This is a genomic window from uncultured Gimesia sp., assembly GCF_963976445.1.
Lineage (GTDB): Bacteria > Planctomycetota > Planctomycetia > Planctomycetales > Planctomycetaceae > Gimesia.
Genome location: NZ_CAXBKP010000015.1, coordinates 72,987 through 95,912, shown reverse-complemented (window position 1 = coordinate 95,912; position 22,926 = coordinate 72,987). Strand labels below are relative to the sequence as shown.

The 22,926-nt window shown below is 51.2% G+C and carries 17 protein-coding genes; 3 read left to right on the top strand and 14 right to left on the bottom strand.

Annotated elements, in window-relative coordinates:
* Nucleotides 1-82 precede the first annotated feature (82 nt).
* The 4 genes from AAC022_RS16835 to AAC022_RS16820 all read right to left on the bottom strand — a co-directional run bounded on the left by AAC022_RS16835 (nucleotide 83) and on the right by AAC022_RS16820 (nucleotide 4,923).
* Nucleotides 83-1,777 carry a hypothetical protein gene (locus AAC022_RS16835; RefSeq protein WP_339732866.1) on the bottom strand — a complete coding sequence of 565 codons (1,695 nt, stop codon included), beginning with the start codon at nucleotides 1,775-1,777 and terminating at the stop codon, nucleotides 83-85.
* Nucleotides 1,778-1,838: 61 nt separating this feature from the next.
* A complete protein-coding gene (locus tag AAC022_RS16830; protein WP_339732864.1) occupies nucleotides 1,839-3,575 on the bottom strand; it encodes a hypothetical protein in 1,737 nt (578 codons plus the stop codon).
* A 50-nt stretch (nucleotides 3,576-3,625) separates the two neighbouring features.
* Nucleotides 3,626-4,528 carry an ABC transporter ATP-binding protein gene (locus tag AAC022_RS16825; RefSeq protein ID WP_339732862.1) on the bottom strand — a complete coding sequence of 301 codons (903 nt, stop codon included), beginning with the start codon at nucleotides 4,526-4,528 and terminating at the stop codon, nucleotides 3,626-3,628.
* Nucleotides 4,525-4,923: a GntR family transcriptional regulator gene (locus AAC022_RS16820; RefSeq protein WP_339732860.1), complete on the bottom strand. Its 399-nt coding sequence runs from the start codon at nucleotides 4,921-4,923 to the stop codon at nucleotides 4,525-4,527. The genes AAC022_RS16825 and AAC022_RS16820 overlap by 4 nt, the downstream gene beginning before the upstream one ends.
* 218 nt (nucleotides 4,924-5,141) lie before the next feature.
* On the opposite strand from AAC022_RS16820, the gene AAC022_RS16815 reads away from it, so the two are divergent.
* On the top strand, nucleotides 5,142-6,581 hold the full coding sequence (locus tag AAC022_RS16815; protein WP_339732858.1) for a sulfatase: 1,440 nt from the start codon (nucleotides 5,142-5,144) through the stop codon (nucleotides 6,579-6,581).
* 519 nt (nucleotides 6,582-7,100) lie between these two features.
* Here AAC022_RS16815 and ilvD read toward each other — a convergent pair.
* Nucleotides 7,101-8,792, bottom strand: a complete 1,692-nt coding sequence (ilvD, locus tag AAC022_RS16810) for a dihydroxy-acid dehydratase (RefSeq protein ID WP_339732856.1) — start codon at nucleotides 8,790-8,792, stop codon at nucleotides 7,101-7,103.
* Between the two features lie 106 nt (nucleotides 8,793-8,898).
* Nucleotides 8,899-9,189 (bottom strand): putative quinol monooxygenase, encoded by a 291-nt coding sequence (locus AAC022_RS16805; protein WP_339732853.1) that lies wholly within the window; start codon nucleotides 9,187-9,189, stop codon nucleotides 8,899-8,901.
* Between the two features lie 454 nt (nucleotides 9,190-9,643).
* Between AAC022_RS16805 and AAC022_RS16800 the strand changes: the two genes are divergently transcribed.
* Nucleotides 9,644-11,647: a sigma-54-dependent Fis family transcriptional regulator gene (locus AAC022_RS16800; RefSeq protein ID WP_339732850.1), complete on the top strand. Its 2,004-nt coding sequence runs from the start codon at nucleotides 9,644-9,646 to the stop codon at nucleotides 11,645-11,647.
* Nucleotides 11,648-12,016: 369 nt separating this feature from the next.
* On the opposite strand, the gene AAC022_RS16795 is transcribed toward AAC022_RS16800, so the two are convergent.
* The 7 genes from AAC022_RS16795 to miaA form a co-directional block, all read right to left on the bottom strand.
* A complete protein-coding gene (locus AAC022_RS16795; RefSeq protein ID WP_339732849.1) occupies nucleotides 12,017-13,645 on the bottom strand; it encodes a response regulator in 1,629 nt (542 codons plus the stop codon).
* 238 nt (nucleotides 13,646-13,883) lie between these two features.
* Nucleotides 13,884-14,792, bottom strand: a complete 909-nt coding sequence (locus AAC022_RS16790; protein ID WP_339732848.1) for a hypothetical protein — start codon at nucleotides 14,790-14,792, stop codon at nucleotides 13,884-13,886.
* A 16-nt stretch (nucleotides 14,793-14,808) separates the two neighbouring features.
* Nucleotides 14,809-15,582, bottom strand: a complete 774-nt coding sequence (locus AAC022_RS16785) for an SDR family NAD(P)-dependent oxidoreductase (RefSeq protein WP_339732847.1) — start codon at nucleotides 15,580-15,582, stop codon at nucleotides 14,809-14,811.
* Nucleotides 15,583-15,609: 27 nt separating this feature from the next.
* Entirely contained in the window at nucleotides 15,610-17,229 is a 1,620-nt protein-coding gene (nadB, locus tag AAC022_RS16780; RefSeq protein ID WP_339732845.1) for an L-aspartate oxidase, read from the bottom strand.
* Between the two features lie 68 nt (nucleotides 17,230-17,297).
* Nucleotides 17,298-18,095, bottom strand: coding sequence for an SDR family oxidoreductase (locus tag AAC022_RS16775; RefSeq protein WP_339732843.1), 798 nt, complete (start codon nucleotides 18,093-18,095; stop codon nucleotides 17,298-17,300).
* 54 nt (nucleotides 18,096-18,149) lie between these two features.
* Nucleotides 18,150-18,998: an MqnA/MqnD/SBP family protein gene (locus tag AAC022_RS16770; RefSeq protein ID WP_339732841.1), complete on the bottom strand. Its 849-nt coding sequence runs from the start codon at nucleotides 18,996-18,998 to the stop codon at nucleotides 18,150-18,152.
* Between the two features lie 291 nt (nucleotides 18,999-19,289).
* Entirely contained in the window at nucleotides 19,290-20,234 is a 945-nt protein-coding gene (gene miaA / locus AAC022_RS16765) for a tRNA (adenosine(37)-N6)-dimethylallyltransferase MiaA (protein ID WP_339732839.1), read from the bottom strand.
* A gap of 286 nt (nucleotides 20,235-20,520) precedes the next feature.
* Between miaA and AAC022_RS16760 the strand changes: the two genes are divergently transcribed.
* The gene (locus AAC022_RS16760) at nucleotides 20,521-20,967 is read left to right on the top strand and encodes a hypothetical protein (RefSeq protein WP_339732836.1); all 447 of its coding nucleotides are present in this window, start codon (nucleotides 20,521-20,523) and stop codon (nucleotides 20,965-20,967) included.
* A 23-nt stretch (nucleotides 20,968-20,990) separates the two neighbouring features.
* On the opposite strand, the gene AAC022_RS16755 is transcribed toward AAC022_RS16760, so the two are convergent.
* On the bottom strand, nucleotides 20,991-22,628 hold the full coding sequence (locus AAC022_RS16755; RefSeq protein WP_339732834.1) for a flagellar hook-basal body complex protein: 1,638 nt from the start codon (nucleotides 22,626-22,628) through the stop codon (nucleotides 20,991-20,993).
* Nucleotides 22,629-22,926: the final 298 nt, after the last annotated feature.

Genomic DNA, 22,926 nt, shown 5'->3' with positions numbered 1-22,926 from the left:
TCATTTCCAATGTTCATTCCACTTGTATTAACAATTGCTTCCAAGCCACTTGATCTGCTTCAAATATGTCATACAAAACAAATTAACGATGTCGGTTCCAGCTTAGCGCCAGCGGAATCGTTGCGAACGGCGCCAGAAGGAAAGCACTGACCGCGGTATAGATCCAGAACACGCCCCATTGAGGCTGTATGCTGGTTCGTGCCGACTCATTCAGCACAAGCACAATGCAGATATCTCCCACACTACACCAAAGCAGCAGCGCCATGACTGCTTTCCTCCAAGAGATTAACTTCTTGCGATAGGCGACGACATAAGCAACGCATGGGCCGACCACAAACAGGCAATAGACTGCCAGTAACATGATGCTCATTATGGCCCCTGCCATCCAGAAGCCTCGAAACAGTGTTCCCAGTAGATTGAAAGTTATCACGTAGAAAACGAAACCACCAAAACCGACGCCGACCACGGAATTAATAAACCAGGTGCGGCCCGTCCAGAACATCGAAACAGTATTCGCGGCAATGCCCCAAAAGCCGAGCCCAATCAACAGGAAACGCAATAGAAAGTCACCATTCGAAACGGCGCGGGCCAACATGAAATTGACAAGTTCCGGCCCCCACCAAACTGTAGTTATCCCCAGACTGAGTAATAGTCCGCAATAGATGATCGCGAGAGTCAAAGCAGATGTTTTCACCATGTTACGGAACAGCCGCGCATTCAGTTCCTGATCGGGCAGAGGCGCCATTGCCAAAAACCGTTTCATTTCGGTTCGCCCCTTACTGCTGATTCCATCCCCTACTAAAAAGGCGACAAGAAAAGAAGCGACAAAACTGGCGATCATTGTCATCGCCCAAAACCCCTCAGCGATTTCGTGAACACGGGTTTGATTCGTATTCAGCTGTGATCCGATACTAAGATTGACAGCGAGCACAAAACAGCCCATCAGGAGACCCCCGACAATCACCGCGCGGCGACAGGATTCGCGCCAGTGTAATTTAGTCAGAGCCGATCGTCGCGAGAGTGGCTCGGGTTGCTGTCGCGGAATCGCTCCACTGAGTAATCCGTTCCACCAGAGCTGTACCCGCTCCCAGGCCGGACTGGGAACTGCGGTGCCCGCGCGAAATTTCGCAAATTCACGCGTTCCCTGATACCAGGCCGCAATACTGACCAGCTGCATCAGCACAAATTCTCCCAACGTGACTCGGCTCCAGGGGACATCCTCTGCATGAAAGCCATTCGGGTAATAGCGGGAGATAAACCAGTAAAATATGCCAAAAATCAAGGTGCTTCCCAGGAGCACACGAGTAAAGCTAGGGGCGTGCAGACTCCAGAATAAGCTATGTCCAACTAGAACCAGTGTGACTAGAAATAACAGCGGCCCCAGCAGCGGCCAATAGTCAGCGAGCCAGTGTTCGTCAAAGAACAGCATGCGATAGACGCCGTTGGTCAATAACTGCAGAACCACCACTAGCCCCACCATCGAAAACATCAACCAGCTGGCGATCGCCCGCGAACTGATCGGCAGGCCCAGACAGATCTTTTGACAGCCAGATTGTGCATGCAGACAGACACCGAGAAAAGCGACCCAGGAGAGTCCCAGGTAGGCGAAGTGGTAACCGGACAGGTCATGTTCCATATAATCGAGGTTCAATCCCTGCAACCGCGTGAGCACCAAAAACAACAACGGCCCCATCACCAGCGTTCCCATAGCCAGCAGCGCACCAACCCAGGCGCGTTTGCAAAAATCTTTTGTCGTCACATACAAGGCGGTTGTCATTAGCGGCACCTCATTTTTCGTTCTACTTCAATATCAGCTTGAATCATTAAATGTCCTTTTCTCAACGATGCCGGTTCCAGGAGACCGCCAGCGGAATCGTCGCGAAGGGGGTTACAATTAGCGTCAGGAGAACAAACACAAAATAACGCATACTGATGACTCCCACTTCCCGAAAGAAAAAATTGGAGTGGATAATTCTCGTAAGCAACGTATCGTAATCATCACCCGACAAGGAACAAGCAAACCAGCCGGCGAACAGACTAAACAAAACCGCTGCCAGGATGGGGAACACTGAGATCAGTTTTTTCCTGAACGCGATTGCATAAGCGGCACACGTTCCTCCCAGAATGAAAACAGAAAGCGCCAGCAGGCTTCCATAAAGTAAGGGAGTAATCGACTCGGTACGAATGAGAGAACTAATCAAGATGAAAGAAATACACAACACGCCAAAGGCAGCGATGATTGCCAGATAAAACCAGGTGCGGCCTGTCCAGAATATCGAAACCATGGTGGCAATAATGCCCCAAAAAATCGTCGACGAGAAGAACAGAAACGGCAAAACCTGCATCGTCAAAAACCGGTTGAATCGTTCCCCGACCATCAGTGACATGAGACGATCATCGGGCGCTAAATACAAAATCGTCGCAACATGACTGAGTAGGCAACTCAACAGAATCAAGAAATAGGTCAGGCTGACCGTCTTGACTAAATTCCGAATCAGAATGGCAGCGAATCTTTGATCTGACAAGGGAGTCACACTTAAATACTGTTTCAATTCGGTTCGACCGTTGTTGTTAATTCCATCACCCACCAGAAATCCAACGACAAGTGCAGAAAAAATAATCAACGCATTGGTGACACCGCAGATACTTTGTTTATATGCCCAGAATGGAGTTTGCAGACCACCAAACGTATAAGAGAGTTTAAAAAACAGGAAGCTCAGCAGAATCGCAATGATTCCGAAATACAGTCCGCCGACCATCACAGGACGGCGACAGGAATCGCGCCAATGCAACTGCGCCAACGATGCCGGTTGTGATAAAGGAAGCGAGATACGGTCGGCATTTCCACCGGCCAGACAGGCGTTCCACCAGTTAACCGTTCGTTGCCACTCTGGGCTGGGCACTGCGGTGCCGGAACGGACTTTGCTAAATGCGCGGGTTCCCTGATACCAGGCCACAATACTGACCATTGACATCGTAGCAATGTCCGAGAGAGTGACGTGGTTCCAGGGAACAATGTTCTCCTGAAAACCGTTCGGAAAATAACGAGAGAGAAACCACCAGAACATGCCAATCAACAGGCTACCCCAGATAGCACAGTAGGTAAAGCTAAGGCTAAACCGGCTCCAGTAAATGGAATGCCCCACCAGCACCAACGTAATTAAAAACAGCAATGGCCCCAGCAGAGGCCAATAATCGGCGAGCCAACGTTGATCGAAAAACAAAATTCGATAGAGACCATTGATAATCAGATTGAGCAGTACCACCGTGCCCACGGTGAGCAGTATCAAACCACTGACAATCGCGATTGAAGAAACGGGCAGCCTGCAAACCACCGTTTCACAGCCTTGTAATGCATAACCGCAGAGAGTAATAAAGAAGACCCAGGACAACCCCAGAAACGCGAAGTGATAATCGAAGGGCTGGATCGAAACGCCATACAAACCCAGTTCTTTCAGTGACATCAACGCACGAAAAGCCAGCGGCCCCAGCACCAACGCGCCGATCACGAACAACGCCCCCAACCAGGCGCGCTTTGTAAATGTTTTCGTCACCACATAAAGCATTTGTGTCATGGATTCACCCAAAACTCATTCCACTAAATCCGACTATTTGAAAACGCAAATCAAGTTGCTGAAGGTCGTTCTACTGATTTCATGCGGGCGACGAAGATCTCATCCAGCGTCGGTGCTGTCTGTTCCAGGATTTCTGCATTCAGCTCATGCAACTGGTCTTCCAGTTCCTGTTTCTGTCCGTTGCAGACGATTTTCCATTCCCGGCCTGAGCCGGACCAGGTGAGTGCCCCCGTCAGTTGAGGAAAGAACGGCTGCGGTTCCGGGAAACTGACTGTCAATTGATAATGTGAAACTAGCACTTCATCTAGCGGGCTTGTCAGCAGTATTTTGCCTTGATCGAGGATCGCCACCTGATCGGAGACGCGCTGGACTTCGTCTAACAGATGCGACGAAAATAAGACCGTGCGACCTTCATCGACGACGGTACGAATGATGGCGTCCAGAATGTCTTTGCGGACCACCGGGTCCAGACCTGACGAAGGTTCATCCAGCACCAGCAGCGGCGGGCGATGCGCCAGCGCCAATAAGAGCCCTGCCCGCGCCAGCTGCCCCCGCGATAACGTGGGCACTTTTTGACTGAGGGAGAGTTCAAACATCATCCGCAGTTCTTCGGCGTAAACCGGATCCCATTTCGGATAGAACGCGCGCGTGAATTCGAATAGTTCACGAACCGTCATCCAGGTCGGCAGATCGCGTGTTTCTGAAAGATGTCCAATCCGCCCTAATACGCCCGGGGGATCGGCGACGGGGTCTAAGCCAAAGACCCGCACTGTTCCCTGCTGCGGTTTAAGGAAACCGAGCACATGCTTGAGTAGGGTTGTCTTGCCGGCTCCATTTTCACCGACCAGACCAAACACGGCTCCCTCCGGAACGGAGAGACTAACGTTGTCCAATGCTTGTTTCTTGCCGAAGCGTCGGCTCAGATCACTGATTTCAATCACATGCGCGCTCATTTTTCGACCTCTTTAACTAAATCAAATTTCTGGCTTCGCTGACGTAATAACTTCAACAGGGTTTCTTCATCCACGCCTAACTGACGCGATTCGGTGAGCAGAGCATCCATCCGCTCATTCAGAATGCGGCGTTTTTCTTTATTCGACAGGGGGGACACGCCGTTGGAAATGAAAACGCCGGCACCGCGTTTCGAGACCACCACTCCTTCCGCTTCCAGCTCGCGGTAAGCCCGCGCCACCGTGTTGGGGGTGATCGTCAACTGCTGCGCGAGCCCGCGCACCGAGGGAAGTTGCTCGTGCGGCTCCAGGCGCCCGGACGCCACCAGGAACTTGACCTGGTTCGTCACCTGCAGATAATAAGGCGTGCCATCCGCTTCTGATAATTGAATTTGCATTTTATATCCTCGAAACAAACTGTATCAACACAGTAATACAATTGAAATTTGCTGTCAATCATTATTTTGAAAATCCGGATAGGAAATGACGACCAGTAATCTCTGCTGTTGCAACCGCGTCAGTTAGTCTTCAAAATGAAAGAAACGCTAACTCTTCCTGCTGTCATTCCTTATAGAAAGTTTGTTTCATGCAATGTTCTGGCAGATGCTTCCCCTTGATGTTGCTCGCTTTTCTCGTGATCGTCTGCCCTGCCCTCAGTTTCGATGCCGTCGCGGCTGAAAAACCGAACGTGCTGTTTATCGCCGCCGACGACCTGCGGTGTGATCTGGCCTGTTATGGACATCCGCTGGTGAAGACGCCGCACCTGGATCAATTGGCGTCCCAAGGTGTACTTTTCAAGCAGGCCTACTGTCAGCAGGCGCTGTGCAATCCGTCGCGGGCTTCGCTGATGACGGGCCGCCGCCCGGACAGTCTTAAGATCTGGGATCTGCCCACACACTTTCGTGAAGTCGCGCCAGAGATCGTCACACTGCCTCAATTGTTTGAACAGCAAGGCTACTTCACGCAGAACATTGGTAAGATATTCCACAATTGGCGTCAGAACATTCAGGGAGACCCGGCGTCGTGGAGTGTGCCCGCTGTAATGCATTACGCTACACACGGCAGCGACAAGCCGGTTTTGAATGATAACAGTGAACTGCCCATGGATTTTGCGACGATGTCGAGAAACGAATGTCGCGACGTTCCTGATTCCGCTTACTTTGACGGACGGATTGCCGATCTGGCGGTTCAAGCACTCAAGGAAGTCAAGCAGAAACAGGAACCATTCTTCTTAGCGGTTGGATTCTGGAAACCGCATCTGCCATTTAACCCGCCGAAAAAGTATTGGGATCTGTACGACAAGAGCCCGATTACTGTAGCCGCGAATCCGGAACCGCCGAAAAATGTACCCGCGGTCGCACTACATAACGGACGCGAATTGCTACGCAGTGTGAAGCGGGAGTTGACGAAGGAAGAAATTATCGAACTTCGCACCGGTTATCTGGCGGGTATCAGTTATCTCGATGCACAGATCGGCAAAGTGCTCGCGGAACTGGATCGACAGGGATTACGAGACAACACGATCATCGTTTTCTGGTCCGATCATGGGTTTCATCTGGGCGAGCATGGACTGTGGTGCAAAACATCGAATTTTGAAAACGACGCGCACGTCCCTTTGCTGATTTCGACGCCGAACATGAAACAGGCGGGAAAAAGTTCCGCGGCGCTGGTCGAGCTGATCGATATGTATCCGACGCTGGTGGAACTGTGTGCCTTGCCCTCAGCTGCAAAGCTGGATGGCAAAAGCCTGGTCCCCCTTCTGAACGATCCCACACAAACGGTGAAACCAGCCGCGTACACCCAGCATCCGCGGCCCGCCTACTATAAGGACAATCCCGAATTCATGGGCGTTTCCGTCCGCACGCCCCGTTATCGTTATACGGAGTGGCGTGACTTTAAAACGGGCGAAGTCTCAGCACGGGAACTCTACGATCACACAATCGATCCGGAAGAGAACACGAACATTGTCGAGCAGCCTACTGACGGAAAATCCTTTCAGGCAGCCATCAAACTGCTGGAAGCAAAATTTCCGCGGCAGACGAAAACGCAGGATTGAACCAGCACCGTCGGACAAGCCGATCGGTGACACACGGATGTCTTGCCCAGTATTTGTTTTGCTGATCGAGAAAGATTTTTAGACAGGTTGAACTTTCTACCACGAAAAACCCGAAAACACACGAAACAAGGGTGGGGCCGAATGCAATTCGGTCCGAGTGCAGCGAGCAGGAGGTTGCAGAGAAATCGTACTGAATCGCATACGCTGAGTTCACACAACTGGGCTATTTCAACGTAGGGACGGTGCCTATGTGCCCGCCCGCCTTGCGGCCTCAATGTTGTATTACTTTGTCGATGGGATCCGTTGAAGCATTCGCTCGTTGATATGGACACCGCCCTGCCCCTGCGTGCGAACACACGGGGCTACTCTACAAATATCTTGTCAGGCACTCTTTCCTCAGCACTATTGGCGAGCCAGCAGAGACCCCTGCCGTATAACTATTCCGTGTGTCTGCCATTCGTAAAAAAGCCCGGGATCAGAGAACTGATTCCGGGCTTTTTATTAGATCGTTTCAATTGCTTACTCGTCAGTCACGCAGCCTTCGGAAGCGGACTTCACGTTTTTGATGTATTTATAGAGCGTGCCTCGCGTGTATTTGAACGGGGGCGCTGTCCAGCCCTTGCGGCGTTCTTCCAGCTCCGCATCCGTCAAATCCACATCGAGCCGATTTTTCTCGGCGTCGATCGTGATTTTATCTCCGTTTTTGACCAGGGCAATCGGGCCGCCTTCCTGAGCTTCAGGAGTGACGTGCCCCACGATGAAGCCGTGTGATCCACCCGAGAAACGGCCATCGGTTAACAGGGCGACATCTTTACCAAGCCCGGCACCCATGATGGCAGAGGTAGGAGTCAGCATCTCAGGCATCCCGGGGCCCCCTTTAGGTCCTTCGTAGCGGATGATGATGACATCCCCTTTTTGGATCTTGTTTTCTTCCAGTGCTTTGAGCATGTCTTCTTCGGAATCGAATACATTCGCAGTACCTTCGAAGACCAGGCCTTCTTTACCAGTGATCTTGGCAACGGAACCTGTAGGTGCCAGATTTCCTTTGAGGATTTGCAGGTGTCCCGTCGGCTTGATCGGGTTTTCCACAGTGTGGATAATGTCCTGTCCCTCTTTCAGGCCAGGCAGTTCCGCCAGGTTTTCTGCCAGCGTTTTTCCGGTCACGGTCATGCAGTCACCGTTGATGAAGCCTTTTTCCAGTAGGTATTTGAGCACAGCGGGGGTGCCGCCTTGTTCCTGCAGGTCAGCCATGACGTATTTACCACTTGGTTTAAAGTCAGCCAGCAACGGCACACGATCACTGACGGCCTGGAAGTCGTCGATGGTCAGTTCGATGTCAACGGAGCGGGCAATCGCCAGCATATGCAGGACGGCATTGGTTGAACCACCCAAGGCGACGATGAGGACCATTGCATTTTCGAATGCTTCGCGGGTCATGATATCCCGGGGTTTTAAATCGAGTTCCAGCAGTTTTTTGATCGCGGCTCCGGCGCGAATACATTCATCGAGTTTCAAGGGATCCTCTGCGGGGATCGAAGAGCTGTAAGGCAGTGACATGCCCAAAGCTTCAATGGCCGACGACATGGTGTTGGCGGTATACATCCCGCCGCAGGCACCAGCGCCGGGGCAGCTTTTTTGTACGATCTGTTTGCGGGTTTCATCGGTAATCGTGCCGGCAAGATACTCGCCGTAGGATTGAAACGCGGAGACGATATCCAGCTTCTCATTATTCAAACAACCAGGAGCGATCGTTCCGCCGTAGACCATCAGTGAGGGGCGATTGAAACGACCCATGGCGATCAAACAGCCGGGCATGTTCTTGTCACAGCCGGGGAGTGAGATGTTGGCATCGTACCACTGAGCACAGGTTACGGTTTCAATGCTGTCGGCAATCAAATCGCGGGACTGCAGAGAGTACGACATGCCATCGGTGCCCATGGAGATTCCGTCACTCACACCAATGGTGTTGAATCGCAGGCCAACCAGACCGGCGGCTTCGACGCCCTCTTTGACTTTGGCAGCCAGGATGTTGAGGTGCATGTTACAGGAATTGCCTTCGTACCAGACGCTGGAAATTCCGACCTGGGCCTTGTTCATATCTTCTTCGGTCATGCCGGTGGCATACAGCATGGCTTGTGAGGCCCCTTGTGAACGGGGCTGGGTGATGCGGGAACTGTAACGGTTCAGGATGGGTTTGGAATCGGATGACATCGACGGTTTTCCTCTGTAGTATTTTCACTATCTATGGTTTGAGAATTGGATTTGATCAACGCGCCTGAAGATGGTTCAGGCGTTTTATGTTCTTGCAGCCAGCCGGCTATTCCAGCAGCAGATTCATTCTGTAGGGGACTCGTTCGACACGAGGCAGAATTTGCGGTTGGTAAATTTTGGTGTAGGCTTCCGCTTCGCGATGGGTTTTCCAGGCGTCTTCACTTTCCCAGTGCTCGACCAGCACAAAGGTCGCTGGTTCGCCTTCGGAGTGATAAACGTCAAATCGCAGGCAACCTGGTTCGGTGCGGGAGAGCCGACAGGCTTTGGTCAGCAGTCCCTGAATTTCCTCTTCGTCAGAGGCGTTTTTTAATGTGAGAATGACATTGAGACAAAACATGTTCGTGCTCTTGATTTCATTATTAAATGAGGCAGGATCCAGGCAAGCGCAAAAAGTACGACTTGCAACTCTCTTTATCCAATACATTAACACTCCGCCGTCTGAAGTGACAGTAAAGCAGGATTCTTAAACGGAAGGGAACAGTAAATCTCTTGTGGAGAGGCGATCTTATCGGGATGGAAACTGTTCGCATGAATATGTTTGAGGTGTCGGAGTACGGGGCCTGCAAAGAGTTTAATGCAGTCCTCATCCTGGAAGAGTTTGCGGATTTCGTAGACTGAACAGTTCGTTCATCAAAAGGGAGCAAAAAACACCAATTGAAGTCCACACTTGGATGACGCATTGTTTTCTATCTGTTATCATTCCGACGAGGAAATGAGGCGAATGGATGACAGAAGCCTGTGCTGATGATTTGCAATCGGGCTCTTTTGATTCATAGATAAGGGAGTACCAGGTGAGTAAGGCAGAGACAGTAGAGTGGTTGGATTGGAAACGGCTTCCTTTATTTTCCCGATATGATTCTGAAGCGTCCTTGGTGCAGATGTGTGATCGGTTGCTGGAAGAAGCGACGCGGCAGGAGTCGGAGGGGGACTTTACTCGACAGTTTTTGCCGCAATTGGCGACGGAACTCTCTTGCCAGTGGTGCACTCTGATCGAGCGGACGCCGGAGTGGGAGACTCTGTTTGAATTTGGTCGGAATGCTGCGGGTAGTTTTCCCGGCGCCTTGTGTGGCGAGGCGCTCGATCGTGATGCGGCGGGCTTGTGTGCCGATGAGAATCGCGCAGACTGGTTTTATATGGCGGTCCCTTTGGGAGAGTCGTGTCCCGGACTCGTGTTACTGGTGGGCGGTCGAGATTTAACCGTGGAAACGCTGAGCGATGCCGTGGTTGCAGCGCGGGCACTGGGTTACGCTCTGTCGGTTGTTGAACAGCGGGAAAAGAATCTGCGACGGATTAATCGGTTACAGACGACGTTACATATTGCTTCCAGCTTTTCCTCAGCCCGTGAAACACAACCCCTGTTAGAGCTGATCGCGAAAGAAGCCACACGCTTACTGGATAGTGATCGCTCCAGTATTTTTATCTGGGATCAGGAGCACAAGCAGGTCGTTGCTTGTCCTGCATTGGGGGTAGAAGGAAACACGCTGCGTCTGCCCGATGATGTGGGGATCGTAGGCGATGTGATTCGCAGCGGCGAGACGATTCGTGTCGATGATGCTTACAATGATGAACGATTTGATCCCAGTGTCGATAAATCGAGCGGATTTAAGACACATAATCTGTTGTGTGTCCCACTAAAAAATAATGCCGGCGAACTCATTGGCGCGTTCGAGGTAATGAATAAGGAAAAAGGGAAGTCCGAGTATGACGATGCCGACGCCCAGAGTCTGGCGGAGTTGGGTGTGCAGGCGGCGACGGCTCTGGAAAATACGCGCGAACTCGAACAGCTTTCCCGTAGCCGCGATCAGATGACCGAACAGGCCAAGGAGAAAGTGCAAATCATCGGAAAGAGTTCTGCGATCGCGGCTTTGCGTTCAACAACCGAACGGCTGGCGAGTACCGATTTGCCAGTGCTGATTCTGGGTGAAAGTGGAACGGGGAAAGAGGTTGTCAGCCAGTCACTGCATTATCAGGGACCGCGGGCGAATACGCCGTTCATCGCCGTGAACTGTGCCGCGTTGACCGAAACGTTGCTCGAAAGTGAGTTGTTTGGGCATGAGAAAGGCGCGTTCACGGATGCCCACGAAACGCGGGCGGGCAAGTTCGAACTGGCCGAAGGGGGAACGCTGTTCCTCGACGAAATCGGCGATATGAGTCTGGGAGGACAAGCCAAGCTGTTACGCGTACTGGAGCAGAAAGTGATTACCCGCGTGGGGGGATCGGAGAGTATTCCGATCAACGTCCGTGTGGTGGCGGCGACGAATGCGAAGCTGGCGGATGCTGTGCGTGATAAAAAGTTCCGCGAGGATCTGTATTATCGCTTGAGTGTGGTCACTCTGGATCTGCCGCCTTTGCGTGAGCGGCCGGAAGATGTGCTTTTGCTGGCAGAGTTTTTTCTAGCCCAGTTTTGTGCGCAGGCCAACCGCCGTGTGTTGAAAATTTCTGCAGAAGCCAAGAAGCGATTGCAGGCGCATCTCTGGCCCGGCAATGTGCGCGAACTTCGCAATCTGATGGAGCGCGTGGCGTTTCTGTGTGCCGGTGATCGTGTGGAAGTCGAAGATCTGGCGTTTATCCTGAGTCCATCTCGTGATTCGGTGGTCGATATGTCGGCGGATCTGAGTTTGAAAGAAGCCTCGCGACGGTTCCAGCAAGAATACATTCGCCGAACGATTAAACGTGTGGGGGGCAACATGAGCGAGACCGCCAAATGCCTGGGGCTGCATCGTTCGAACCTGTACCGAAAAATGGGGCAGCTCGAAATGCACGAAGCAAACGAAGGTGCCGACGACGAGGAATAATTCGGTCCGATTATTTTTCGAGGTAGAAATCATTCCTGGCGAGATACCATTACAGTTTGCTGTGTTCACAGGACTGTTTCACTGAGCGAAAGAAAACCTCAATCCCCCAGCTTTGACGGTATAATTTGCAGGCCCATTTATCAGTCATTTCTAATTCGTTGCTCACCAGATAGATCGTTTTTCTGCCGTTATGAATCGGGAACAGGCGGAGTACCATCGGCCCTTGAACGCAACGCATTAAACAGCCGAACCACTGTCCGCATCAAGATTTATTTTCATTTACGCAGAATCGTTACCCACGTTGGGTGGTACACGGCGTGGTTAACAAACTCTGAGCGCTGTGCCGATCAAAAAATGGTTCGTTTACCATTAGACGGCCGCTTCTATGTCGCAGAAGGCTGTGATCATCTCGACCATTTTTTTGCGATTTACGGGTTTGGTGATGTGATCATTGCACCCGGCGTTGATACACTTTTCACGGTCCCCTTCCATCGCATTGGCCGTCAGTGAAATAATCGGGCCCGAGTAACCATGTTCGCGAATTTTTTGTGTCGCACTATATCCATCCAGAATCGGCATCTGCATATCCATTAGAATTACATCATACAGCAAACCGACCTCCAGCGATTTCAGGGCGGCCTGACGTGCGACTTCACCGTTTTCGGCGAGCGTCACTTCCGCGCCGGCCTTCTTCAGAATAAAGGCAATCAATTTCTGATTGTCAGGTCCATCCTCGGCCAGCAGTATCTTTCTCCCTTTCAGAGGAAATTCCTGAACGGGCTTTTGTGCGGTTTGGTTTGCCTGATTGGCTTGAGTGTCCTGGGATTCGCTCTGTTGTAATTCCTGGAGCCGTTCGACTCCCTCCAGATTTCCGGTACACACTGCCGCGCTAAATCGGGAACCTTTATTGATCTCGCTGGTTACATAAATGTCCCCGCCCAACATCGTTGCCAGGCGTTTGCAAATCGTGAGTCCCAATCCGGTTCCACCATATTTACGTGTGGTGGATGAGTCAGCTTGCGTAAACGGACGGAACAGATTCGATAACTGAGATTCGGTCATCCCGATTCCCTGATCAATGATCGAGAATTGAATATGCGGCTCTGTACCCGGAGTTTCAACCAGTTCTGTTTCCAGACGAATCGTACCGACTTCCGTAAACTTGATCGCATTCCCAATCAGGTTGATCAGAATTTGTCTGATGCGTGTGGGGTCAGATTGAATTTGAGCAGGCAGTGGAAACTGATAACTGGCTTCCAGCTTCAAGCCTTTAGCTTCTGCCCGGACCTGAACCAGTTCCAGCACCTCTTCCACAATTTTCTGAGGCGAACACGAAATCGATTCGATATCCAGTTTCCCTGCTTCAATTTTAGACAGGTCCAGAATATCGTTGATCAATTCCATCAGATGCCCGCCATTGCGTTTGATGGTATCCAGCGAATCCATGAATAATTCTGGCATCTGATGCGTTTTTGCTTCCAGCTCCAGAAGTTCGGTGTACCCCAGGATGGCCGTCATCGGAGTCCGGATTTCATGGCTCATGTTCGCCAGAAATGCACTCTTGGATTGATTAGCGGTTTCCGCTTCTTTACGTAATGTTTTCTGTTCCCGAACCAGCTGCAACGCGCGAATCGCATTTCTGACGCGGGCTTTGATTTCCGAATCGGTTGCCGGCTTAGGAATATAATCGAAGGCCCCTTCGTCGAACGCACGGGAAATCCCTTTACCATCGTTTTGGGAAGTCACCATAATTACGGCAACCTGTTCGAGTTTATAATTCTCACGAACTTCCTTTAAGACAGCAAAGCCATCCAGCACCGGCATTTCTACGTCTAATAGCACAATGTCCGGTTTTAACTCATGTATTTTTTGACGACCGTCTTCTCCATCAACGGCTGTATGCAATTCATAATCATCCTGAGTCAGTGCTTTACAAAGAATGCGTCTCACAACTTCTGAGTCATCAACAATCAGGATTTTGGATACAGGTTTATTCATATTCTTGTTTTCTAGCTGGGGATAGAAATTAACTGCAAGCGTAAAACGAGGAGTTCACGTTATAAAATTAGGACAAAGAAAATCCTCTGTGTGAAATGAGTCAAAAATTCAACACTTTTTAGGATGAAGCAAAAGACTGAGGTCTGATTGAATCGCTTATGTTGGTTGTTCCGTGAATTACACTGCGGAGTGACGACCACACAAACAAATAGGTCTTTAGAGCAATTCGTTCATCTGTTCAGTCATCTGATACGCGCAGTGCGGGAATATCCTGCTTAAGCGTCTCCAGCAGCGCATCTGAAACACTCGTATTGCTGAGACTTAACTCCACCAGATTCGGTGTGGAAGATAGATACGCCACACCGGTATCGGTCACTTTTGTGTGATCCAGAATCAAGACCTTGAGTTGGGGCAGCCGGGCCAGCATTTTTAAACCCTGATCGGTGATCTGAGTGCCATCCAGCTCCAGAAGTTCCAGATTTCGGCACCGGGAAAGAACAGTCGCAGTCGTATCGGTAATCTTACAATTCGATAAGGTTAATGCGAGCAATGTCTCTTGCGTGGGGCTCAGTAAGAGAGTTTCCAGCTCTGCTTCGTCAAATTCAGCATCCACCAAGTTTACATACGCCAGTCCCTGACTTTGCAACAAAGAAGCCAGGCATGACTTTTCAATCTGACATGCCATGAGAGTAAGATATTTCAATTCAGGAAGACGGGTAATCGCAGCTGCCCGTTCTGGATCGATCAAAAACCCCTCTAATAGCAATCCTTCCAATTGAGACAATTGTGGTAACAATCGAAACAGTTCGTCGATCTCCTCCGGATTGCTCCCGGGTTGATGGCCCAAATGCATGGAGTAGATTGAGCGATGATACCGTACTAATGGGGCAGGAATAAAAAAGGGGCCGGGTATAGCTCCATAGCTTCCATGCACCGTTTTCCCCTGATCATTCTGATATGCGACCAAAAAATTCGCATTCTGTTTTTGAAACGCGGCGACTGTCGAATGAAACTGAAACACCAGAAAAAACGAATACGCGCAGGCCACACAGATGAGAATGAAAGCAGCAATCAGAGTGCGGCGGACGAGAATCCGTCTGTTGTTTTTACTCATACGAACAACAGTGGATTCTCCGTCAGAGCTCATGCACTCTCCTGTCCCTTTAGCGCGCCGTCCAGCCACCATCGACGGTCACCATGCTGCCCGTCATATAACTCGACGCAGCGCTGGCTAAGAAGATCGCCGCCCCTTGAATTTCTTCCATCTTCGCCCAGCGGTTCATCGCCACTGCACCCACGATGAATTTCTTGATCTCTTCGGTTTCCGCAAATGGTTCATTCATCGGCGTCAAAAACGGTCCCGGGCAAATGGCATTGCAGGTAATTCCGTATTCGCATAGTTCAAGCCCCAGTGCCCGCGTCATTTGCACCACCGCCCCTTTACTGGCGGTATAAGGTGTGCGATTGGTCATCCCCACCAGTCCCAGGGTGCTGGCTAAATTGATGATCCGACCATACTTCGCCTGCTTCATATGTGGCACGACCGACTTAGCACATAACCAGGGGCCGGAGACATTCACGTTTTGGACTTCCTGAAATTCTTCCAGCGTCAATTCATCAATCGGGCCGCGAATATTAATCCCTGCGTTGTTGATCAGAATATCAATCTTCCCAAATTCCGAAATCGCCCGGTCGGTCATCGCGGCAACCTGCTCCGCATTCGTTACATCCGCCTGGATCCCAACGGCCTTTACGCCATAGTCCTGCGCAATTTGTGCCGCCGTCGCTTCGACTTCTTCCTGATGCCGACTCGTCAACAATACATCTGCGCCCGCAGAAGCCAGACCTTCCGCCATGGCTGACCCCAGGCCTTTGGAGCCTCCCGTAATGATGGCAGCACGACCCGTTAAATCGAACAGTTTAATTCCAGGCAGCATGGAAATTCCTTCCTCTTAGATGGTTTCTCAACGTGTTGAAAGCACTGAAATATGTTTTTGATACGCAGGATCCGTATCCGCAAAATCACTCCGATAATGAACGCCTCGGCTCTCCTTACGCTCAATCGCAGACGTAATCATCAGCTGTGCGACGAGCAGCATGTTCTGCAGCTCCCAGCCACTCAGCGTCTTGAATTCCCGATCCACAACATACCGACTCCAGAAGTCGACTTTATCTTTCGCGTTTTGCAGCGACTCTTCGCTTCGCGTAATCCCGACATCGCGCCACATCAAACTGGCTAACGAGTTTCGCAGGTCTTTACTGTTTAAATCTTCATCCGAACGCTTCTCTGTATCCCAGTCCGGCAGCAGGGATGCAGAAAACTGGTCGGGCTGGCTAAGAGCTGCTGCCGAAGCACCTCTCCCCGCAGCGGCACCGAAAATTAAACCTTCCAGCAGACTGTTGGAAGCCAGTCGGTTACTGCCGTGCAGGCCGGTCGACGTCACTTCGCCCGCTGCCCAGAGATGGGGAATCGAAGTTCGTGCCTGCAGGTCCGTCTTTACCCCGCCGATCATATAATGCGCGCCGGGACGCACGGGAATCTGATCTTTCGATAAATCCAGACCAAAGCCGGCACAGACTTTACCGATGTTGGGAAACCGCTCTTTAATCAGTGATGGATTTAGATGCGTTAAATCCAGATAGACACACGAATGATTCGTTTTCAGCATCCGATCGGTGATTGCCCGACTGACAACATCACGGTGTGCCAACTCCAGATCGGGATGATATTCGGACATGAAACGCACGCCGTTACAGTCGCGCAAATAAGCGCCTTCGCCGCGTACTGCTTCCGAAATCAGATATCGGGCTCCACCCGCAATATATAACACGGTCGGATGGAACTGCATGAATTCCATATCCTGTAATAAGGCTCCCGCGCGAAACGCAATGGCATGCCCGTCGCCGGTCGCCAGCGGTGGATTTGTTGATTCACGAAACAGACAGCCCGCGCCGCCCGTCGCCAGAACAACCTGTTTGGCCCAGATCAGCGTTTTGCCGTGGTAACGATTCCAGATAATCGCACCGCGGCACTTGCCGTCTTCTGTCACCAGATCCAGGGTCGGCGTTTTCGTCCAGGTTTGAATGGAAGGCCGATCATGCACGGCGGAAACCAGGGCCCGCATCAGTTCTCTGCCCGTCGCATCGCCCAGCGCATGCGCCACGCGACGATGGCTGTGCCCGCCCTCTTTGGTGAGTGCGATCTTACCGTCTTCGGTATCGAAGTCTGTCCCGAGCTCAATCAATTCCTGAATATGCCGCGGTGCTTCGCGGCACACATATTCGACCAACTCCTGATTACACAGGTCCTTGCCAGCCGCCAATGTGTCTTGGATATGATTGTCAATATTATCCAGAGGGTCCAGCACACCGGCGATGCCCCCTTGCGCATACGCACTGTTCGACTGGGACACTTTCCCCTTGTTAACGATAATCGTTTCCAGTCGGGGATCAATCTCCAACGCGGCTCGCGAGCCGGCTACTCCGCCACCAATGATCAGGACATCGGTGAAGATGTGCGGAATTCGTTTTGGATTGATACGAGCAAGATAGCGTTGACCGGGTTCAATGAGAATCGGATCCAAGTCTGCGTGCTCCTTAACCTCGTTCGATTAAAGCTGCTACATGGTAAAGCCCGGCAGCCCCACGGAAATCAGATTGTCATACAGGAAAAACCACCATCAACGGCGATATTGGTTCCGGTAATAAAGCTACCCGCTTTTCCGGCCGCCATCAGCAACACGGCTCCCGCCAGTTCTTCCGGATCACCAAAACGCTTTGTCGGTGTATGATTCATAATACTGGCGACACGCTCCGGTGTCAGTACTTTTCGATTCTGTTCCGCCGGAAAGAAGCCGGGGGAAAGGGCATTCACACGAATTCCGCTTTCCGCCCATTCCCGCGCCAGGTTTTGTGTCAGATTCAACACAGCCGCTTTCGATGCAGAATACGTAAACACGCGGGATAACGGCGTGATCGCACTCATCGAAGCAATGTTGATGATTGAGCCGGCCACATTTCCATCCAGCATCGCCTGGCCAAATACCTGACAGGCGATTTTCACGCTTAACAGGTTAACGCGGAAGATCCGCTCCCATTCTTCGTCGCTGATTTCCAGGAACGGCGTTGCGGCGTTGATGCCGGCACCATTCACCAGAATGTCAGCGACCTGGCCTTTGGCTTTCAGATGTGCGACCAACGCTTCGAGATCAGAGCGACTGGTGGAGTCGGCGGCGAAGAATTCAGCGCTTCCCTGAAGCGTCTCAATCATTTTCACTCGGCCTGCACCATTGATTTCATTGCGACCGACGATCACCACATGAGCGCCCGCTTGCGCCAACGCATCGGCAATCGCACCGCCTAGAACTCCGGTTCCGCCAATCACAACAGCCGTCTTACCAGACAGGCCAAACAAGGCCTGCAAATATCCGGATGAGTTACTTTCACTCATCGCATACCACCTTCTCTATCTCGATGAATCAATCACACGGCCGTTCAGGGGCGTTTAACCAATAAATTCCAGTTTGACCGGATTGGGGATGATACCGGCTTCGTAACCCCGGTCCAACAAGAGCGCGACTGCTTCGCGTCCCTTTTCACCGAAGTCCAGAGTCCAGTCATTCACATACATACCCACAAATTTATCAGCGCTGTCCCGGTTTAAATCGCGACCATACTTCAACGCATGTTCGAGGGCTTCGTCACGATGCTCTAAGCCATACTCGATGCTGCGTTTCAGAATCGCAGTGACCTCTTCCATCATTTCCTGGCCCATGTCTTTACGGATGGCATTCGCGCCCAGTGGTAAAGGCAGACCGGTTTCTTCATACCACCACTGTCCCATGTCGACAACCAGTTTCAGCCCTTGATTGGCATAGGTCAACTGGCCTTCGTGAATGATCAGACCGGCATCGAACTTGCCTTGTTCTACCAGATTCAGGATCTCATCGAAGGGATGTTCTTCGTATTCAAAATCATCGCCCAGCAACAATTTCAAGGTCAGAAAGGCAGTCGTCAGTTTGCCGGGAATCGCAATTTTCTTGCCCCGCAGATCATCAATCGACCACGCTTCGCGAGCAACCACCATTGGTCCGTATTGATCGCCCATCGAAGCGCCACACGAACAGATTGCATAAGTATCAGTCAGATAAGCATAACCATGCAGGCTGACAGCCGTGAGTTCCAGTTCCGCATTGAAGGCACGCTGATTGAGTGTTTCAATATCTTGTAACTCGTGAGTGAATCGATACTTACCTGTTTCGATCTTATCATTCGCCAAAGCATGGAACATAAAGGCGTCGTCCGGATCAGGACTATGGCCTACCTGAATTAATACTTTCTCATCGGTCATCATGGATCACACACTATTAAATTGAAGAGGGAAAACCAAACGATTGAACACCGGCCTAAATACCAGCTTCAATTGCAGAATACAGTTAAAAAATTCTTTGCAAGACACTATAGAGAGTTCCCCACAACTTAGCCACCTTGCAGCAAAAACAACTTCCCAAGCCACCAGCCAGATCCACAAATACATCCATATAACTCAAGAAAGACAATAGGCCATATACATCAGGGTACGTCCCGCGGTAGGGGCGGACCCATGTGTCCACCCCTACGGTTGAAAAGGCGTGTTGCCAAAAAATCACCCGCGTTCGAACCCCAGAATCTTCTCCAGCAAATCAACCGCTTGATCCTCCGGATGAACATCAATTTCGCGGCACTCTTTGATGCTACGGAAGAACGTATGCTGTCGTTTGGCAAAGCGGCGGGTTTGCTGTTTGAGCAGTTCGACGGCCCGTTCGTAGGAACAGACGCCTTCCATGAAGTCGATTAGCTCCTTATATCCCAGTGCCTGCCTGGCCGTGCGGCTCATGGACGGTTTGGCTGCCAGCAACTGTTTGACTTCATTCATCAGCCCTTCCTCAAGCATCTGGTCGACGCGGAGATTGATCCGTGCGTAAAGCCATTCCCGATCTGGTAATAACCAGTAAACATGCGCCGGGCATTCTTCCGGAGTCAGAACTCCTTCATCATGCTGTGAAGAAAGGGGGACGCCGGAGACATGATACACTTCCAGCGCGCGAGCCACCCGGCGGACATCATTCGGATGCAGCTTCTCTGCTGAAACAGGATCGACGGCCGCCAGTCGGCGGTGCAGCACTTCATTCCCTTCGGTCTCCGCGATTAATTCCATTTCGCGACGATAGTCCCAATCCGCAGAGGGACCGTTAAACACCCCGCGTAAGATCGCCCGTAAATACAGACCCGTGCCCCCCACAAACAGAGGCGTTCGTCCCCGGTCAATAATCTGCCGACAGCACTCTTCCGCCGCCGTAAAATAGTCGGCCACGCTGAACTTCTCATGGGGATTGATCAAATCAATTAGATGGTGCGGCACACGTTCTCGCTCTGCAGCAGACGCCTTCGCGGTACCAATATCCATGCCTCGGTACAGCGACATCGAATCCATCGCCAGGATTTCTGCGTTGAGATGTTCGGCCAGCAACAGACTGAGCTCGGTCTTGCCGCACGCGGTGGGACCTGCCAGAAACCAGCACTGTTGAAGGACTTCCGTTGGAAATTGCATAATTCATTCATCTCATGAGAACCGGACCACACACGTCCAAAAGAGTAAGACTCTTACTGCCCGGACTCGTCATTTTCAGTTCATTTGGCTAGGATACACGCTCGGAATTCTGAGCCGCTCAAAGTTCCGGTCTGTATTGTAGTGTCTTATCAGACTTAGAATGACTCGTTTCCCGAAATGGTCCGCACGCTCGTTGGCGTGCTCGCCTGGCATCGATCACGTGTCAATTCAGGATTGATGGACCAATAGTATATTAATTCGCGACACATGTCGAAAGAGAGAGACGATGGCGACCTTCGAAACCAGCGTTCAGTTAACCACGACCTCGGAAGAGATTTTCGAATTTCTGATCGATACCGATAACATTCTGAAAATCAGTCCCCCCGATACAGGTCTGGCGTTCACCAAAAAACCAGACAAATTATCTCTGGGCGCGGTTCTCGAATTTCAAATTCAGGGCTTCGGCAAGGTGCAGGATGGAACCCACGAAATCATCGCCTTCGAAAAGCCTGAGTTTTTCACCGAGAAACAGATTTCCGGGCCACTCAAATCGTACACGCACGAACATCGCATTGTGCCCAGCGGCGATAATCAGGTCACCGTGATCGATCGACTCGAGTTCGAACCGCCCGGCGGCCTGCTCGGCTTTTTGATTACCGAATCGAAACTGCTGGATCTGTTCGATGAAGGATTCTTTCATCGCCACAACGCATTAAAAGCGATCTTTCCATAAGAAGCCGTTTCAATAAAGTCGGCTCACTTCAGAATCGGACGGTTACCCCGCTGCAAGCGTTGATCTCCCGGACGGGCGATGCGATCAGCGGGCACTCCCAAGTCAGCCCGAACCGGCTCATGTGGCTCCGTTGAGTAGACGGTTTTCAATGCGTCCAGCCGCTGCTTGATGAGCGACAGTGCTTCCAGCTCTTCAGGAATCGAAACATTCGACGATTCTAATACTCCCGCACGTACAAGCCCTGCCCCTTTCGAGCCCGGCGTCAGAACCCGCGGTTGACCGGAACGAGGCGTAGCGACAAACAGACACGATTCACGCGGAAACAGTTCACTCGCATCCGTGAAACAGACAAGCGAGATATTTCCCACCGTCCGCTCCTGTTCTGCCTTGTTTTCCGAGGTTACTGCCGTCACGACACCGGTCTCAGAAATCTGAATCGAATGCGCGTCGGCAGGCAGAGTGATCTCAGGCTGAATCAGATAATTGATCTGCGAACCACGAATACAAAGACGACGCTCACTGTCAAAGATCAGACGCCCTGTTCGGGTAAACGCCGTTAATTCACCAAGCTTGACTTGCAGAAAACCAGATCCTTCGACTGCCAGATCCAATGTGCGTCCCGTCTTAATCCGTTCGCCAGTCGTTTGAGAAACCCGGGTTTGTAGTGCCTGACTTCCCATACCCACAGCGATCGGAGGTTCTGTTTCCGATTCTTCACTGGCCGGCGTTTCAAGATATTCATAAGGCAGTGCTTCAAATTCTACATACGACCGTTTGAAACCAATCGTTCCTGCATTCGCAATATTATTCACAATCACATCACGCGATAATCGCAGTGCGTCAACGGTTGGCTTGAGTCGCTGCATCAGTTCATCACGGTCCGCTTTCGAGGAAAATCCAATAAAGCCGGTCTCATCAGAGTGCCCACTTTTCGACGAAGAGACAGGTTGCTGTGGTGCAGCCGCTTCAAAACGGGGCAACGGTTGCTCCCATTTCTCTTCGGGAATTTTCATCGTACTTTTCGGCTGCAGCAATTTACGAATCGAAAGCAGATCAGAGGCGACCTTGTGAGGCACGCCCTGCAACTCTTCAAACCAGATTTGTAACTCTTCCTCCGAAGCATGTGGCAGATGTTCGCGAATAATCAAACGCGTCATCTGATCTGCTTTGGAATCCGAATGCTTCTTCGAACCTTGCAGAGGCTCCGCATTCAACGGCGGCATCAAAGCGCCGGGAGTTTGTGGGGATTCCTGAGCAGGTTTCAATAATAAAGGCAGTGAAGGCCCCGTCTTTTCCAATTCAGAAATCGTGACCCCTGCATCTATTCCAGGGGCTTGTAGCGCAGGACCATTCAAGGCGGGTGAATCGGTAGCCAACTCGCCTGGCGCTGCATCGTCGTTCTCTTCGGCCAACGCTAGTTCCACCGGGATTAATTCCTGATGGATGGGAACCGGGCATTTATCCGTCTCTGCTGATCCGGTCACTGCCACAGCAAGCTCATTGGGAGCATCCTGGGGAATGCGGTCGATTGCAACCGTCACAGCCGACGCTTCATTCGCAAAACCCAGGTCCTTTAAATACAGGATACCCTGGATAAACAGCACACCAGACAGAACACAAACGGAAACAGCAAAAATGATCCGCTCAAAATTTTTTCTCATATCTGCTTCCTTGCAGCAACAAGGCGCGACATCCAGTTTCGACTTGCTGATTGGTCTATTAATATCAGAATCGTTAAGGTATCGAAATCACCATTTTAGAACAAGACGTTTCCTGACGCCGCCTCAAAATTCCAGACCTGCCTGCGAAGCCTGAACTCACGTTATCTTAAGAATCTTAACCAGGAACAGGCTCGGATGTAGCGTAAACACACACGAATTACGTACAATAACAGACTCTTCATAATAGACTCGATTTGAAATCCTGCATGCCAGCCGAAATGACTCCTTGATAAATCAA